Below are 16,400 nucleotides of genomic sequence, written 5' to 3' on the forward strand. Positions count from 1 at the left end.
CCCCAAAGGAGCGGCACGCCCCCTCGGGGGGCAGCGACGCGTCCCGCGTCGCGTGGGGGCTCATTTTCATTTTGCCTCTTTCGTCTTGACAGTGAAGATGTCGCAGGGCAGCTCGGAGTTGCGGTCGAACTCGCAACCCGCGGCGATGCCTGCTTCCGCGACTTCGCGCGCGGTCTTGGCCCGGGAATAGGCGGCGTGCATCGCGCCCAGCGCGAAGCTGCGCCCGGAGCCTATGCCCCAGAACTCCTTGAACTCGAAGACTTCGCGATAGCTGTACAGGCCGTAGATGCCGCTCGCGTTGGCGATCACCACGCTGAACTGGCTGGACTCGTAGGGGTCGCTGTCCTCTTCCTTCGTCTGCAGGAAGAAGTTGTCCTTCAGGTACGGGTGCAGCTTCGTGAACGTGTCGAAGACGTCGTCCTTGGAGGACAGCTTCAGGATCTCGCGCGGCATCGAGCCCATCGCCTTGCGCAGCACCGGGAAGTGCGCCACGGTGCCGGCCATGCCGATGTAGCTCGGGCCGTCGTCGGTCTCGACGCGGAAGATCTTGGTGTTGTCCTCGTAACGGTGCGCAAGGCGGGTGTCGCCGAAGGTGACCAGGGTATCGGCCGCGATTGCGATCTGTCCCGCTTTCTTCACCACCACAACAGTTGTCATCGAGTCTTTTTGGTTCTTAGAGAAGGACGCGGCGGAAGTCCGCCAGGATCTGTCCCAGGTAGGCGTTGAAGCGCGCCGCCGCCGCACCGTCGATCACGCGGTGGTCCCACGAGAGCGACAACGGCAGCATCAGCCTCGGCTGGAACTGCTTGCCGTCCCAGACCGGTTCGGTCTGGCTGCGGCAGACGCCAAGGATAGCGACTTCCGGTGCGTTGATGATCGGCGTGAAGTAACGACCGCCGATACCGCCGAGTGAAGAAATCGTGAAAGTCGCGCCCGACATGTCGGCCGGGCTCAGCTTGCCGTCGCGCGCCTTCTTCGCCAGCTCGGCCATTTCGACGCTGATCGCGAGCACGCCCTTCTTGTCCGCGTCCTTGATCACCGGGACCACCAGGCCGTTGGGCGTGTCCGCCGCGAAACCGATGTGCCAGTAGTTCTTGAGGACGAGCTCGTCGCCGTCGAGCGAACTGTTGAACTCGGGGAACTTCTTCAGCGCGGCGACGCAGGCCTTGATGAGGAAGGCCAGCATCGTCACCTTGACGCCCGACTTCTCGTTCTCCTTGTTGGTGGAGACGCGGAAGGCTTCGAGCTCCGTGATGTCCGCGTCGTCGTGGTTCGTGACGTGCGGGATCATCACCCAGTTGCGGTGCAGGTTGCCGGCGCTGATCTTCTTGATGCGCGGGCGCTCCTTGCGCTCGATCGGGCCGAACTTCGCGAAGTCCACCTTGGGCCAGGGAAGCAGGCCCAGCGCCTCGCCGCCGCCGCCCGCCGGCGCCTTGGCCGCGGCCGCCTTGGTGCGCACGTCGCCGGCCATCACCTGCTTGGTGAAGCCCTGGACGTCCTCCTGCGTGATCCGGCCCTTGGGACCCGTGCCCTTCACTTCCTCCAGCGGCACGCCGAGCTCGCGCGCGAACTTGCGCACCGAGGGCGATGCATGCGGGAGGTTGCCGGTGGGCGTGCCGGGCTCGTGCGGCGGCAGGGCCGCGGTCGGCGCGACGCGGTCGGACGGCGCTGCCGGAGCGGGCGCCGGACTTGCTTCCTCTCCCCTCTGGGGAGAGGGTTGGGGTGAGGGGCTCGCGGCCGGCGCCGCGCCCTGACCTTCCAGGATCGCGATCAGGTCACCGATGTTGACCTTGTCGCCGACCTTGACCTTCAGCTCCTTGAGCACGCCGGCGGCGGAGGACGGGATCTCCATCGACGCCTTGTCCGACTCGATGGTCAGCAGCGACTGCTCCTGCTTGATGGTGTCGCCGGGCTTGGCAAGCAGCTCGATGACGGCGACATCCTTGAAGTCGCCGATGTCGGGCACCTTCACCTCGATGGTCTTGCTCCCTCCCCCGCTGGGGGCGGGTTGGGGTGCGGGCGGCGCCGAAGGCGCGGGTGCTTGCGCCGGCGCGGACGCCTTCGCAGCCGCCGGCGCCGCGGCGGCAGCTGCTCCCGCCGCCTCCACGATCGCGATCACGGACCCTTCGGCCACCTTGTCGCCGATCTTGACCTTCAGTTCCTTCACGACGCCCGCCGTGGACGACGGGATCTCCATCGAAGCCTTGTCCGATTCGACGGTCAGCAGCGACTGCTCCTGCTTGATGGTGTCGCCGGGCTTGACCAGCAGTTCGATGACGGCGACCTCCGCGAAGTCCCCGATGTCGGGGACCTTGACTTCGACCAGAGCCATGTTTCTTGTTCTCCGTGGCCCGAGCGCGGGCCTTCTCGTTGTGGGGGAAGACGCGCGTCAGGCGTACAGGGGGTTGATCTTGTCGGCCTTGATGCCGTAGCGGTGGATGGCCTCGGCCACCTTCGCCACCGGCAGCGAGCCCTCTTCCGCCAGCGCCTTCAGGGCCGCGACGACGATGTAGTGGCGGTTGACCTCGAAGTGCTCGCGCAGCTTGCTGCGGAAGTCGCTGCGGCCGAAGCCGTCGGTGCCCAGCACCTTGTACGCGCGGCCCTTCGGGATGAAGGCGCGGATCTGGTCCACGTACTGCTTGATGTAGTCGGTGGACGCGACCACCGGGCCGCCATGCTTCTCGAGCTGCTGCGCCACGAACGGCACCTTCGGCGTGGCCGTCGGGTGCAGCATGTTGTGGCGCTCGCAATCCAGGCCGTCGCGCGCCAGCTCGTTGAAGCTGGGGCAGCTCCACACGTCGGCGTGCACGCCCCAGTCCTTCGCGAGCAGCTCCTGCGCGGCGATGGACTCGCGCAGGATCGTGCCGCTGCCCAGGAGCTGCACGCGCAGCTTGCCGGCGTCGCCGGGCTTGCACAGGTACATGCCCTTGACGATCTGCTCCTCGGTGCCGGCCTGCAGGCCGGGCATGGGGTAGTTCTCGTTCAGCAGGGTGATGTAGTAGAAGACGTTGTCCTGCTTCTCCACCATGCGCTTGAGGCCGTGCTGCATGATCACGGCGACCTCGTGCGCGAAGGTCGGGTCGTAGCTCACGCAGTTGGGGATCGTCTGCGCGATGATGTGGCTGTGGCCGTCCTCGTGCTGCAGGCCCTCGCCGTTGAGCGTCGTGCGCCCGGAGGTGCCGCCCAGCAGGAAGCCGCGCGCCTGCATGTCGCCCGCCGCCCAGCACAGGTCGCCCACGCGCTGCAGCCCGAACATCGAGTAGTAGATGTAGAACGGGATCATCACGCGGTTGCTGGTGCTGTACGACGTCGCCGCCGCGATCCAGCTGGCCATGCCGCCCGCCTCGTTGATGCCTTCCTGCAGGATCTGGCCGCTCACGTCTTCCTTGTAGTAGGAGACCTGGTCGCGGTCCTGCGGGGTGTACTTCTGGCCCTGGTGGTTGTAGATGCCGATCTGGCGGAACAGGCCTTCCATGCCGAAGGTGCGCGCCTCGTCGACGAGGATGGGCACCACGCGCGGGCCGAGCTCCTTGTCGCGCAGCAGCGCGGTCAGGAAGCGCACGTACGCCTGCGTCGTGGAGATCTCGCGGCCTTCCGCGGTGGGATCGGTGACCGCCTTGAACGCGTCGAGGCCCGGCACCTTCAGCTGCTCGTCGGCCTTCGCACGCCGCGACGGCAGGTAGCCGCCCAGCGCCTTGCGGCGGGCGTGCAGGTACTGCATCTCCGGCGTGTTGTCGTCCGGCTTGTAGAAGGGGATCTCGGCCAGCTTGTCGTCCGGGATCGGGATGTTGAAACGGTCGCGGAAGATGCGGATGTCGTCGTCACCCAGCTTCTTGGCCTGGTGCGCGATGTTGCGGCCTTCGCCGGCCTTGCCCATGCCGAAGCCCTTGACGGTCTTCACGAGCAGCACGGTCGGCTGGCCCTTGGTGTTCGCGGCGCGGTGGAAGGCCGCGTAGACCTTCTGCGGATCGTGGCCGCCGCGGTTGAGGCGCCAGATGTCCTCGTCGCTCATCTTGGAGACCATCTCCAGCAGCTTGGGGTCGCGGCCGAAGAAGTTCTTGCGGACGAAGGCGCCGTCGTTGGCCTTCATCGCCTGGTAGTCGCCGTCCAGCACTTCCATCATCACGCGGCGCAGGATGCCTTCCTTGTCGCGGGCGAGCAGCGGGTCCCAGTAGCTGCCCCAGATCAGCTTGATGACGTTCCAGCCGGCGCCGCGGAATTCGCCCTCGAGCTCCTGGATGATCTTGCCGTTGCCGCGCACCGGGCCGTCGAGGCGCTGCAGGTTGCAGTTGACGACGAAGATCAGGTTGTCGAGGCCTTCGCGCGCCGCCACGCCGATCGCGCCCAGCGATTCGACTTCGTCCATCTCGCCGTCGCCGAGGAAGGCCCAGACCTTGCGGCCCTCGGTGTTGGCGATGCCGCGGGCGTGCAGGTACTTGAGGAAGCGCGCCTGGTAGATGGCCATCAGCGGGCCGAGGCCCATCGACACCGTCGGGAACTGCCAGAAGTCCGGCATCAGCTTCGGGTGCGGGTAGCTGGAGAGGCCCTTGCCGTCGACTTCCTGGCGGAAGTTCAGCAACTGCTCCTCGCTGATGCGGCCTTCGAGGAAGGCACGGGCGTAGATGCCGGGGGCGCTGTGGCCCTGGATGTAGAGGCAGTCGCCGCCCTGCTCCGGCGTCTCGGCCTTCCAGAAGTGGTTGAAGCCCGCGCCGAGCATGGTCGCGAGCGAGGCGAAGGAGCTGATGTGGCCGCCGAGGTCGCCGCCGTCCTCGGGGTGCAGGCGGTTGGCCTTCACCACCATCGCCATCGCGTTCCAGCGCATGTAGGCCCGCAGGCGTTCCTCGACCTCGAGGTTGCCCGGGCAGCGCTCCTCGTCCTCGGGCTCGATGGTGTTGACGTAGCCGGTGGTGGCCGAGAACGGGAGGTCGATGCCTTCCTGGCGGGCCTGCTCGAGGAGCTGTTCGATCAGGAAATGCCCGCGTTCCTTGCCTTCGCTGGCGATGACGGCGGACAGGGCGTCCAGCCATTCACGGGTCTCCTGCGCGTCGGAATCGTTGGCGGCCGAACCGAACAGGTGCTCGGGCTGTGCGGACATGTTGTCTCCTTGGGGCGTTCGTGAATTTAGTACGGGCTCGCCGTACGCGGGCGGAGTGTCGCACAAAGAATGGTCGATTTCAAATCGTGCGCGCCCGTTTCATAATGCGAACTGGTGTCGGCGGCACCTTTGGCGCGGACGTTGCTCTCACGAAGGGGCCGCCCCTTAGACTTACGCTCCTCATGCATGACTCTCCCCCGTCGGAGCTGCACTCCGACGTCCCGATCCCGAACTGGTGGCGCCACTGGTGGCGGCGGCAGACGCCGACCCGCCAGGACCGCTACGCGATGCTCGCACCGCTGGCGGCGGTGCTGCTGTTCCTCGCCGCCATCGTGTCCGCGTTCTGGTACCTGCGGCTGGAGGAGATGGACCGCGAGCAGGAAGCGGTCAAGCGCGACGTCGAATACGCGCAGCAGCGCATGCGCCTGCGCCTGCTCGAGCGCCAGGAACAGCTGATGCGCATCGCGCGGGACATCTCCAACAAGGAGGTGGACGCCGAGGAATTCGTGGGCCGCGCCGAATCGATGATCGCGCAATACCCCGAGGTGCTGATGCTCACCTGGATCGACGAGCGCCGCCGCGTGACGGCGAGCTACGCCGCCCCCAGCCTCAGCACGCCGCAGGTCCGCACCAAGGGCGAGGTGCTGCGCCCGGGCGAGACGGAGACCATGTACAGCCTGGCGCGCGACCTGCAACAGCCGGTCTACTCGCAGCCCGTCGCCGGCCCCGACAGCGCCGGCCTGCTGCAGCTGCACGTGCCGCTCGCCGACCAGGGCAAGTTCGGCGGCGTGATCCTCGGCGAGTACTCGATCGACGGCCTCCTGCGCTACGGCGTGCCCGCAGAGATCTCCGCCAAGTACGCCGTCGCGCTCCTCGATGGCAAGGGCCGCGTGCTCGCGGGCACCTCGGTGCCGCCGCGCAACCCGGCCACCCAGCTGCTGCCCTGGGCGGCCCAGCCGAACGAATACGAGGTGCCGGTCTCCCCCGTCGGCAACGGCCTGATCGTGCGGGCGCAGGCCTACCGCACCGGGCTCGGCGTGATCGGCAGCGGCCTCTTCTGGCTGGTGGGCGCGCTGTCCGCGATGACGGCCTGGATGCTGATCGCGAACTGGCGCCACACGCGCCGGCGCGTGAAGGTGCAGCAGGCGCTGATGGCCGAGACCAACTTCCGCCGGGCGATGGAGAACTCCATGCTGACCGGCATGCGGGCGCTCGACATGAACGGCCGCATCACCTACGTGAACGCCGCGTTCTGCCAGATGACCGGCTGGAGCGAGGCGGAGCTGGTGGGCCGCACGCCGCCCTTCCCCTACTGGCCCGACGAAGACCGCGAGCTGCTCGCCGCCCGACTGGAGGACGAGCTCAATGGCCGCACCATCCAGGGCGGCTTCCAGGTCCGCGTGAAGCGCAAGGACGGCACGCTGTTCGACGCGCGCCTGTACGTGTCGCCGCTGGTCGATGCGCGCGGCCACCAGACCGGCTGGATGACGTCGATGACGGACATCACCGAGCCGACGCGCATCCGCGAGCAGCTGCAGGCCTCGCACGAACGCTTCACCACGGTGCTGGAGGCGCTGGATGCCTCGGTGTCCGTCGCGCCGCTGGGCAGCGAGGAACTGCTCTTCGCGAACAAGCTGTACCGCCTCTGGTTCGGCGGGCGCGCCGCCGGCCACCTGCAGATGGTGGTGCAGGCCGGCATGTCCGACGCACCGCACCCGAGCGACGAGCCGCTGGACGACGTCGACGCCTTCGTAGGCCTGCCGACCAACTCGCTCACCTCCGCCACTTCCGAGAACGCCGAGATCTTCGTCCCGGAACTCGGGAAGTGGCTCGAAGTGCGCTCGCGCTACCTGAACTGGGTGGACGGCCGCCTCGCGCAGATGGTGATCGCCACGGACATCACCTCGCGGCGCAACGCGGAGGAACAGGCGGCGCTGCAGGCCGAACGCGCGCAGTCCGCCAGCCGCCTGATCACGATGGGCGAGATGGCGTCCTCGGTGGCGCACGAACTGAACCAGCCGCTCACCGCCATCACCAACTACTGCAACGGCCTCGTCTCGCGCATCCGCAGCAAGCAGATCAGCGACGAGGACATGCTCGCCGCCCTGGACAAGACCTCGCGCCAGGCGCAGCGCGCGGGCCAGATCATCCAGCGCATCCGCAGCTTCGTGAAGCGCAGCGAGCCGAACCGCACGCCCTCGGACGTGAGCGCGATCGTGAGCGAGGCGCTGGAACTCGCCGAGATCGAGCTGCGCCGCCGCAACGTGCGCATGTCCCATTATGTCGCCGCGCGCCTGCCGGAGCTGCTGGTGGACCCGATCCTGATCGAGCAGGTGCTGGTGAACCTCCTGCGCAATGCGGCCGAATCCGTGGAGAAGGCCGAGCGCCCGCCGGGCCGGCGCAGCGTGGAACTGCGCGTCATCCCGAAGCAGGTGCACGAGCAGCCGGTCGTGGAATTCGCCGTCACCGATTCCGGCGAAGGCCTCGCGCCGGAAGTGATGGAGCGTTTGTACGAAGCCTTCTTCTCCACCAAGCCCGAAGGCATGGGCATCGGCCTGAACCTGTGTCGCTCCATCGTGGAGTCGCACCAGGGAAGGATGCAGGCGGAGAACATCTACAATGGCGCCGAAGTCGCGGGGTGCCGGTTCTCCTTCTGGATTCCGGTCTCCGGGTCTGGCAGTCCCACAATAGGTAAGGATGCGGGGGTGACGACAGCATGAGCCTGATTCCCAAGAAGGGCACCGTGTACGTGGTGGACGACGACGAAGCCGTCCGCGATTCCCTCCAATGGCTGCTCGAAGGCAAGGACTACCGGGTCCGCTGCTTCGACTCCGCGGAATCCTTCCTGGCCCGCTACGACCCCCGCGAGGTCGCCTGCCTGATCGCCGACATCCGCATGGGCGGCATGACCGGCCTCGAGCTGCAGGACCGCCTGGTCGAACGCAAGTCCCCCCTGCCCGTCGTTTTCATCACCGGCCACGGCGACGTGCCGATGGCCGTGAACACGATGAAGAAGGGCGCGATGGACTTCATCCAGAAGCCTTTCAAGGAAGACGAGCTCGTGAGCCTCGTCGAGCGCATGCTGGAGCGGGCCAAGGACACCTTCGCCGAATACCAGAGCGCCGCCAGCCGGGACGCCCTGCTCTCCAAGCTGACCTCGCGGGAGGCCCAGGTGCTGGAACGCATCGTGGCCGGCCGCCTGAACAAGCAGATCGCCGACGACCTGGGCATCAGCATCAAGACGGTGGAGGCGCACCGCGCCAACATCATGGAAAAGCTGAACGCCAACACGGTGGCCGACCTGCTGAAGATCGCGCTCGGACAAACGCCGCCGAAAGCCTGAACTCGAAAACCTCTGAACGCAGAGGTCGCAAAGGTTGCGCAGAGGTCGCAGAGAACATCCACCAAGGGTTTTCTCTGCGACCTCTGCGCTTCCTCTGCGACCTCTGCGTTCCAAAACCTCGTGAACCCATGACCGCCCAGATCATCGACGGCAACGCGCTGGCCAGGAAAGTGCGCGAAGAAGTCGCCGGCCGCACGCAGGCGCTGAAGGCGAAAGGCGTCCAGCCGCACCTCGCCATCCTCCTCGTGGGCGAAGACCCCGCCAGCCAGGTGTACGTGAAGCACAAGGTCGCCGACAGCGAGCAGACCGGCCTGAAGGCCACGCTGGAGCGCCATCCCGCGACGATGTCCGAGGCCGACCTGCTCGCCCGCGTGAAGGCGCTGAACGAAGACCCGTCGGTGCACGGCATCCTCGTGCAGCTGCCCCTGCCGAAGCACATGGACAGCCACCGCGTGATCGAGACCATCTCGCCCGCCAAGGACGTCGACGGCTTCCACGTGGCGAGCGCCGGCGCGCTGATGGTGGGGCAGCCGGGTTTCTGGCCTTGCACGCCCTACGGCTGCCTGAAGATGCTCGATTCCATCGGCTACGACCTGAAGGGCAAGCACGCCGTGGTCATCGGCCGCAGCAACATCGTCGGCAAGCCCATGGCCATGATGCTGCTCGGGCGCGATGCGACCGTCACCATCTGCCACAGCCGTACGAAGGACCTCGCCGCCTTCACCCGCCAGGCCGACGTCGTGGTCGCCGCCGTCGGCAAGCGCGACGTGCTGACCCGCGACATGGTCAAGCCTGGCGCGGTGGTGATCGACGTCGGCATGAACCGCAACGACGAAGGCAAGCTCTGCGGCGACGTCGACTTCGCCGGCGTGCAGCAAGTCGCGGGCTGGATCACGCCGGTGCCGGGCGGCGTCGGCCCCATGACGCGGGCGATGCTGCTGGCGAACACGATCGAGGCGGCGGAGCGGGCCGCCGGCTAGCGCGGGGCGGCGAGCGGCCAGAAGGTCCAGCCCTCGCCCTCGAATTCGTCCTCGTCCAGCTCCAGCGGCCAGGCGCTGCCGGGCTCTTCCGCGGGCGGCCCCGGCTCTGCCTTGGGGCGGGCGGGCGCCGGGGCGGCGACCTCCGGGCGCGCGACTTCCGTGGACGGCACGCCGGAGCTCGCGAGCACCGCGGCCCAGGCCAGTTTCTGCATCACGTTCATCGCGGTCCCCCGGAAGCTTTCGACTTGCCTCCAAGGTAAGCCCCGGCGCATGAACCCCTCCTGAACGGCCGCGCGCTTATCGCCGCCATCGGGATTCGCAATCCCGCCCACCCCTTGATGGGGCGCGTGCTGCCGCAAAATGGGTCCTTATGAGCAACCCCCTCCTCGATTTCAAGGACCTTCCCCTGTTCGACCAGGTGCGGCCGGAGCACGTCGCCCCCGCGATGGACGAACTGCTGGGCCAGGCCGACCAGGCCCTGGCCGCCGTCACCGCGCCCGACTTCCCGGCCGACTGGAACGCGATCGCCAAGGTGCTGGACGTCGCCACCGAGCGCCTCGGGCGGGCCTGGGGCATGGTGGGACACCTGAACGCGGTGGCGGACACCCCCGAGCTGCGGGCCGCGTACAACGAGGCCCTGCCGCGCGTCACCGAGTTCTGGACCCGCCTCGGCGCCGACGAGAAGCTCTACGCCAAGTACAAGGCCATCGCCCCGGCGAAGCTCACGCCCGAACAGCGCCAGGCGCACAAGAACGCGCTGCGCAACTTCACGCTGTCCGGCGCGGAACTGACGGGCGCCGCCAAGGAGCGCTTCGCGCAGATCCAGGAGCGGCAGGCGGAGCTGAGCCAGAAGTTCAGCGAGAACGCGCTCGATGCCACCGATGCCTTCGCCTACTACGCCGCCCCGGAAGAACTCGATGGCGTCCCGCCCGACGTGGTGCAGGCCGCGCGCGCGGCCGCCGAAGCGGAAGGCAAGCCGGGCTACAAGCTCACGCTGAAGATGCCCAGCTACCTGCCGGTCATGCAGTTCGGCCACAACCGCACGCTGCGCGAGCGGCTGTACCGCGCCTACGTCACCCGCGCCAGCGACCAGGGCGACCCGCAATTCGACAACAGCGCGCTGGTCCGCGAGATCCTCGCCCTGCGCCAGGAGGAAGCCAGGCTCCTCGGCTACCGCAACTTCGCGGAAGTGTCCGTCGTGCCCAAGATGGCGGATTCGCCCGAGCAGGTGGTCCGCTTCCTGCGGGACCTCGCCAACCGCGCCCGTCCCTACGCGCTGAAGGACGTCGAGGACATGCGCAGGTTCGCGGCCGACCAGCTGGGCATCGCGGACCCGCAGGCCTGGGACTGGTCGTACATCGCCGAGAAGCTGAAGGAGGAGCGCTATTCCTTCAGCGAGCAGGAGGTCAAGCAGTACTTCACGGCGCCCAAGGTGCTCGCCGGCCTGTTCAAGATCGTCGAGACGCTGTTCGAGGTGGAGATCCGCAAGGACTACGCGCCCGCGTGGAACCCCGGCGTGGAGTTCTACCGCATCGAGCGCGGCGGCGAGCTGGTGGGCCAGTTCTACCTGGATCCTTCGGCGCGCACCGGCAAGCGCGGTGGCGCCTGGATGGACGACGTGCGCGCCCGCTGGCTGCGCCCCGACGACGGCCGCCTGCAGACGCCGATCGCGCACCTCGTGTGCAACTTCGCCGAAGGCGTGGACGGCAAGCCCGCCCTGCTCACGCACGACGACGTCATCACCCTCTTCCACGAGTCCGGGCACGGCCTGCACCACATGCTCACGCGCGTGAACGAGCGCGACGTGTCGGGCATCAGCGGGGTCGAGTGGGACGCCGTGGAGCTCCCCAGCCAGTTCATGGAGAACTTCTGCTGGGAATGGGGCGTGCTGAAGCACATGACCGCCCACGTGGAGACGGGCGAGCCCCTGCCGCGCGAGCTGTTCGACAAGATGATCGCGGCGAAGAATTTCCAGAGCGGGCTGGCGACGCTGCGCCAGATCGAGTTCGCCCTGTTCGACATGCTGTTGCATTCTGAACACGATCCGGCCGCGGATTTCATGCCTCTTTTGCAACAAGTCCGCAACGAGGTCTCGGTGCTGCAGCCGCCGCCGTTCAACCGCATGGCGCACACGTTCAGCCACATCTTCGCGGGCGGCTACGCGGCGGGCTACTACAGCTACAAGTGGGCCGAGGTGCTCAGTGCCGACGCGTACGCCGCCTTCGAGGAGACGGCGGGCGACGACGGCATGCCCAGCGTCCAGACGGGGCGCAAGTACCGGCAGGCGATCCTGGAAGCGGGGGGCAGCCGGCCGGCGATGGACTCCTTCAAGGCCTTCCGCGGCCGGGAGCCCACCCTCGACGCCTTGTTGCGCCACCAGGGAATGGCCTGAGAGAATCCCCCAAACACCAGATTGGGGGAACACCGATGCCGACTTTCCGCACCGCGGCCCTTGCCGCGCTCTACGCCGCCACCGCCCTCGCCGCGGCCACGGCCCAGGCGCAGGTCTATCGCTCCGTCGGGCCCGACGGGAAGGTGACGTTCACGGACCGCCCGCCGGTCGACGGCAAGGCCACCCCCGCGGCGACGCTCCCCCTCGGGGGCGGCGCCGCCGCGAACCTCCCGGCCGAAGTGCGCCGGGCCGCGGGCCAGTACCCCGTGACCCTGTATTCCAGCAGCGACTGCGGCCCGTGCGACCAGGCGCGCGCCATGCTGCAGCGGCGCGGCATCCCGTTCTCGGAAAAGACCATCAACACCCCGCAGGACGCCGCCGCGCTGCAGCGGGTGTCGGGCGGCAACAGCCTGCCTTTCGCCACGATCGGTGGCCAGCACCTGAACGGCTTCGCCGAAGGCGAGTGGTCGCAGTTCCTCGACGCCGCGGGCTATCCCAAGACCTCGCAGCTGCCGGCCAGCTACCGCAACCCGCCGGCCACGCCGCTGGTCGCGGTGCAGCTCCCGCCCCCGCAGGCCCCCGCTGCGCCGCAGGGAGGCTCCGCGCAGGCCGCCCCGGCACCGGCACCCGCCCCGGCGGAGTCGACCGGCTCGAACCCCGCCGGCATCCGCTTCTAGAAGTCCAGCGTCTCCACGCCGCGGCTCGTGCCCAGCAGGCACACCGCGGCTTTTTGCTGCGCGAACACGCCCACGTCCACCACGCCGGGCCACGCCTTCACGTCGCGCTCGAAGGCGAGCGGCTCGCGGATCTGCAACCCCGTGACGTCCAGGATGTGCTGCCCGTTGTCGGTCACCAGCGGCTGGCCGTCCTTCAGGCGCACCTTCGCGACACCCCCCATCGCCTGGAACTGCCGCACGATGCGCTGCGTCGCCATGGGCACCACTTCCACCGGCAGCGGGAAACGCCCGAGCACCTCCACGCGCTTGGATTCGTCGGCGATGCACACGAAGCGGCGTGACTGCGCCGCGACGATCTTCTCGCGCGTGAGGGCCGCGCCGCCGCCCTTGACCATGTAGCCGCGGCCGTCGATCTCGTCGGCCCCGTCGATGTAGACCGCGAGTTCCCCGACCTCGTTGGCGTCGAACACGCGGATGCCCAGCGCGCGCAGCCGCTCGGTGGAAGCGTTGGAGCTCGAGACGGCGCCCGGCACCCGGTCCTTCATCGTCGCCAGCGCATCGATGAACTTGTTGACGGTGGAACCCGTCCCCACGCCCACCACTTCGCCGGGCACGACGTACTTCAACGCCGCCTGGCCCACCAATGCCTTGAGTTCATCCTGCGTCACGCGACAATCCCCGGTTTTGACCTGAAGCCGGAATTATCGGATGCCGCTCCTGCCCTACCCGCTCGCCCGCCCCTTCCTTTTCGGCATGGACCCGGAAACCGCCCACGAGCTGACGCTGGGCACGCTCGCGCGCGCGCAGGGCACGCCGCTGCGCTGGGCCTGGTGCAACGGCTTCGTGCCCGACCCCATCGAGCTCGCCGGGCTGCGCTTTCCCAACCGCATCGGCCTCGCCGCGGGGCTGGACAAGAACGCCCGCTGCATCGACGCGCTCGGCGGCATGGGCTTCGGCTTCGTCGAGGTGGGCACGGTCACGCCGCGCGCCCAGCCGGGCAACCCGCGGCCGCGCATGTTCCGCCTGCCCGAAGCCAATGCCCTCATCAATCGCCTGGGCTTCAACAACGAAGGGCTGGACGCCTTCATCGCCAACGTGCAGCGTTCGCGCTTCCGGCAGCAGGGCCGGCTGCTGGGCCTCAACATCGGCAAGAACGCGGCCACGCCGATCGAGCACGCGACGGACGACTACCTCGCCTGCCTCGCGGGCGTGTACCCGCACGCCGACTACGTGACGGTGAACATCTCCAGCCCCAACACCAAGAACCTGCGCGCGCTGCAGAGCGACGAAGCGCTGGACGCGCTGCTCGGCGCGATCGCGGCGCGCCGGGGCGAGCTCGCGGGACAGCATGGCCGCCGCGTGCCGATCTTCGTGAAGATCGCGCCCGACCTCGATGCGGCCCAGGTCGACGTGATCGCCGCCACCCTGCGCCGCCACGGCATGGACGGCGTGATCGCCACCAACACCACGGTGGCGCGCGACAAGGTGGCGGGCCTGGCGCATGCGGAGGAAGCAGGCGGCCTGAGCGGCGGGCCGCTTCTGGAAGCGAGCAACCGGGTGATCGCGCAGCTGCGCGCGGCGCTGGGCGCCGGGTTCCCCATCATCGGCGTCGGCGGGGTGTTGAGTGCGCAGGATGCGCTCTCGAAGCTGCAGGCGGGGGCGGACGTGGTGCAGATCTACACGGGGCTGATCTATCGCGGGCCGGCGCTGGTCGACGAGATCGCGCGCGCGTTCAAGGCGCAGCGGGCGTGAGCGCCGCTCGGTGGGGTTCGCTGTCGCTCACCTTCCGCGGCGTTCGCCGCGCCACCCTACAGGGCCCAGCGGCCCGTCGCAATTCCAACGCGAAGCGCGCCAGCGCTCGTAGGGTGGCGGCGCGCCAGCGCCGGCAGGTGAGCGCAGCGAACCCCACCGATCAAAGCATCTCCAAGACCTCTTCCGCGATCGCCAGCGCACTCGTCAACCCCGGCGACTCGATCCCGAAAAGGTTCACCAGCCCCGGCACGCCGTGCAGCGCGGGCCCATCGATGCGGAAGTCCGGCGCCTTCTCGTGCGGGCCGTGGATCTTGGGGCGCACGCCGCTGTAGCTGGGCGCCAGCGCGCCATCGGGCAGGCCGGGCCAGTAGCGCCGCACCTCCGCGTAGAAGCCTTCGGCCCGCGCGGGGTCGACCCGGTAGTCGATCGCCTCCGGCGTCGCGACGTCCAGCCACTCGATGTCGGGCCCGAACTTCGCCTGCCCGCCGAGGTCCAGCGTCAGGTGCGTCCCGAGGTGCGCATCCGCCGGCGCGGGGTAGATCAGGTGCGTGAAAGGAGCGCGCCCGCCCAGGGCGTAGTAGTTGCCCTTGGCGAACCATTCGCGCGGCACGAAGCGCGCATCCAGGCCTTCGAAGCGACGCGCCAGCCCGCAGGCATGGAGCGACGCGGAATTCACCAGCACGTCGCAGGCGAGCTCGCTGCCGTCGGCGAAGCGCAGCACGTGCGGCGCACCGAGCGTGGCGGACTCCACCTGCGTCGCGAGCGCCACCATGCCGCCCGCGCGCTCCAGGTCGCCCTGCAAGGCCAGCATGAAGCCGTGGCTGTCGACGATGCCGGTGCTCGGCGAATGCAGCGCCGCGATGCAGCGCAAGGCAGGCTCCAGCGCCCGCGCCTGCGCGCCTTCGAGGAACTCCACCGGGACGCCATTCGCAAGCGCGCGATCCTGCAGGACCCGCAGCGCCCGCACCTCGTCCTCGTCGTTCGCCACCGTGAGCTTGCCGCAGCGGCGGTGCTCCACGCCGTGCGAGGCGCACAGCGCGTACAGCAGTTCCTTGCCGCGCACGCACAACCGGGCCTTCAGCGAGCCTGGTGCGTAGTAGAGGCCGGCGTGGATCACCTCGCTGTTGCGCGAGCTGACGCCCTGCCCGATCCCGGGCTGCGCCTCCACGACGATGGTCTCGCGCCCGGCTTGCGCGAGCGCGCGCGCCACCGCCAGGCCCACGGCCCCGGCGCCGATCACGACCGCCGCGACGCGGTCCATCAGGCGAGCGTCCGCGGATCCGTCGCCAGCAGCCGTTCGACGAGCTGCTGCAGGTGCCCGCGCAGGCGCGCGAACCCGGCATTGCGCTCCAGCGTCGCCTCGTCCATGTACAGCTTGCGGTTCACTTCCACCTGGATGCTGTGGCGATGGCTGGCGGGATCGCCGTTGCGCCGCACGAGCTCGACGCCCTTGTACGGGTGGTTGTAGGCCACGTCGTAGCCGAAGCCGCGCAGCGTGTCGCAAACGAGCTGCGACAGCGCGGGCGACGCCGTGCTGCCGTCGCGGTCGCCGATGACGAAATCCGCGTGCACGAGGCCGGGGAACTCCGTCGCGTAGGTCGCCGCGACCGCGGGCATGGAATGGCAGTTCAGGTGGATGCTGTAGCCGTGGCGCGCGTGCGCGTCGGCAATCGCGCGCGAGACGGCCTCGTGGTAAGGGCGCCAGCAGCGCTCGATCCGCTGGCGTACTTCGGCGGACGAGAGCTGGCGCGCATAGATCGGCACCCCATCGTCCGTCATGCGCCAGATCAGGCCCTTGCCGAGCCGCACCTTGGCGAGCGCGGCGGGGGTGGTCTCCACCGCGTCGGACCACCCGTCCTCGATCATTTCGACGTCGATCTCGGTGGCATTGCGGTTGACGTCGATGTAGCTGCGCGGAAAGAGTGCCTCGATCCAGGCGATGCCCAGCGCAGGGGCGAAGTCGTAGAGCTTCTCGACGTGGGTATCTTCAGCCTGCCGGAGGACGGCGAGCTCGCAGGCGTGGCGGAAATCGGCGGGATAGGCAACGCCGCTGTGCGGCGAATCGAGCACCAGCGGTGCGCTGCCCGGCAAGTGGCGGATCAGCGTGGAGGACATCCCGCCATTGTCGCCGAGGCGGAGGTGCCGGCAGGCACCTCCGGCT

General features: G+C 68.6%; 13 protein-coding genes. 6 read left to right on the forward strand and 7 right to left on the reverse strand.

All coding sequences use genetic code 11. The features are described 5' to 3' along the window. Window positions 1–66: 66 nt before the first annotated feature. Genes H8N03_RS12020 through aceE form a run of 3 tightly spaced genes read right to left on the reverse strand, consistent with a single transcriptional unit; the run spans window position 67 to window position 5,095 of the window. Window positions 67–657, reverse strand: coding sequence for an Ntn hydrolase family protein (locus tag H8N03_RS12020; RefSeq protein ID WP_187076418.1), 591 nt, complete (start codon window positions 655–657; stop codon window positions 67–69). 16 nt (window positions 658–673) lie between these two features. Beyond that, a complete protein-coding gene (gene aceF, locus H8N03_RS12025; protein ID WP_187076419.1) occupies window positions 674–2,332 on the reverse strand; it encodes a dihydrolipoyllysine-residue acetyltransferase in 1,659 nt (552 codons plus the stop codon). A 57-nt stretch (window positions 2,333–2,389) separates the two neighbouring features. Beyond that, entirely contained in the window at window positions 2,390–5,095 is a 2,706-nt protein-coding gene (gene aceE / locus H8N03_RS12030; protein WP_187076420.1) for a pyruvate dehydrogenase (acetyl-transferring), homodimeric type, read from the reverse strand. A gap of 182 nt (window positions 5,096–5,277) precedes the next feature. On the opposite strand from aceE, the gene H8N03_RS12035 reads away from it, so the two are divergent. The 3 genes from H8N03_RS12035 to folD all read left to right on the forward strand — a co-directional run bounded on the left by H8N03_RS12035 (window position 5,278) and on the right by folD (window position 9,418). After that, window positions 5,278–7,815, forward strand: coding sequence for a PAS domain-containing sensor histidine kinase (locus H8N03_RS12035; RefSeq protein ID WP_187076421.1), 2,538 nt, complete (start codon window positions 5,278–5,280; stop codon window positions 7,813–7,815). Beyond that, on the forward strand, window positions 7,812–8,438 hold the full coding sequence (locus H8N03_RS12040) for a response regulator transcription factor (RefSeq protein WP_187076422.1): 627 nt from the start codon (window positions 7,812–7,814) through the stop codon (window positions 8,436–8,438). Before H8N03_RS12035 ends, H8N03_RS12040 begins: the two co-directional genes overlap by 4 nt. A 128-nt stretch (window positions 8,439–8,566) precedes the next feature. Then, window positions 8,567–9,418 (forward strand): bifunctional methylenetetrahydrofolate dehydrogenase/methenyltetrahydrofolate cyclohydrolase FolD, encoded by an 852-nt coding sequence (gene folD / locus H8N03_RS12045; RefSeq protein WP_187076423.1) that lies wholly within the window; start codon window positions 8,567–8,569, stop codon window positions 9,416–9,418. Here folD and H8N03_RS12050 read toward each other — a convergent pair. Beyond that, window positions 9,415–9,630: a hypothetical protein gene (locus H8N03_RS12050; protein ID WP_222622956.1), complete on the reverse strand. Its 216-nt coding sequence runs from the start codon at window positions 9,628–9,630 to the stop codon at window positions 9,415–9,417. The genes folD and H8N03_RS12050 overlap by 4 nt on opposite strands. Before the next feature lie 158 nt (window positions 9,631–9,788). Here H8N03_RS12050 and H8N03_RS12055 point away from each other — a divergent pair, with 158 nt between their 5' ends. Then, complete coding sequence (locus tag H8N03_RS12055; RefSeq protein WP_187076425.1) at window positions 9,789–11,810, forward strand: M3 family metallopeptidase; 2,022 nt, start codon at window positions 9,789–9,791, stop codon at window positions 11,808–11,810. Window positions 11,811–11,845: 35 nt separating this feature from the next. Then, on the forward strand, window positions 11,846–12,487 hold the full coding sequence (locus H8N03_RS12060; RefSeq protein WP_187076426.1) for a glutaredoxin family protein: 642 nt from the start codon (window positions 11,846–11,848) through the stop codon (window positions 12,485–12,487). On the opposite strand, the gene rpiA is transcribed toward H8N03_RS12060, so the two are convergent. After that, window positions 12,484–13,155 carry a ribose-5-phosphate isomerase RpiA gene (gene rpiA, locus H8N03_RS12065; RefSeq protein ID WP_187076427.1) on the reverse strand — a complete coding sequence of 224 codons (672 nt, stop codon included), beginning with the start codon at window positions 13,153–13,155 and terminating at the stop codon, window positions 12,484–12,486. The genes H8N03_RS12060 and rpiA overlap by 4 nt on opposite strands. Before the next feature lie 40 nt (window positions 13,156–13,195). On the opposite strand from rpiA, the gene H8N03_RS12070 reads away from it, so the two are divergent. Next, entirely contained in the window at window positions 13,196–14,239 is a 1,044-nt protein-coding gene (locus tag H8N03_RS12070) for a quinone-dependent dihydroorotate dehydrogenase (protein WP_187076428.1), read from the forward strand. Window positions 14,240–14,399: 160 nt separating this feature from the next. Here H8N03_RS12070 and H8N03_RS12075 read toward each other — a convergent pair whose 3' ends face one another. Together H8N03_RS12075 and H8N03_RS12080 are read right to left on the reverse strand one after the other, a co-directional pair. Next, window positions 14,400–15,500, reverse strand: a complete 1,101-nt coding sequence (locus H8N03_RS12075) for an NAD(P)/FAD-dependent oxidoreductase (RefSeq protein WP_187076429.1) — start codon at window positions 15,498–15,500, stop codon at window positions 14,400–14,402. Then, the gene (locus H8N03_RS12080; protein ID WP_187076430.1) at window positions 15,500–16,354 is read right to left on the reverse strand and encodes an N-formylglutamate amidohydrolase; all 855 of its coding nucleotides are present in this window, start codon (window positions 16,352–16,354) and stop codon (window positions 15,500–15,502) included. The genes H8N03_RS12075 and H8N03_RS12080 overlap by 1 nt, the downstream gene beginning before the upstream one ends. Between the last annotated feature and the right edge of the window lie 46 nt (window positions 16,355–16,400).

This window comes from Ramlibacter cellulosilyticus (assembly GCF_014297465.1).
Lineage (GTDB): Bacteria > Pseudomonadota > Gammaproteobacteria > Burkholderiales > Burkholderiaceae_C > Ramlibacter > Ramlibacter cellulosilyticus.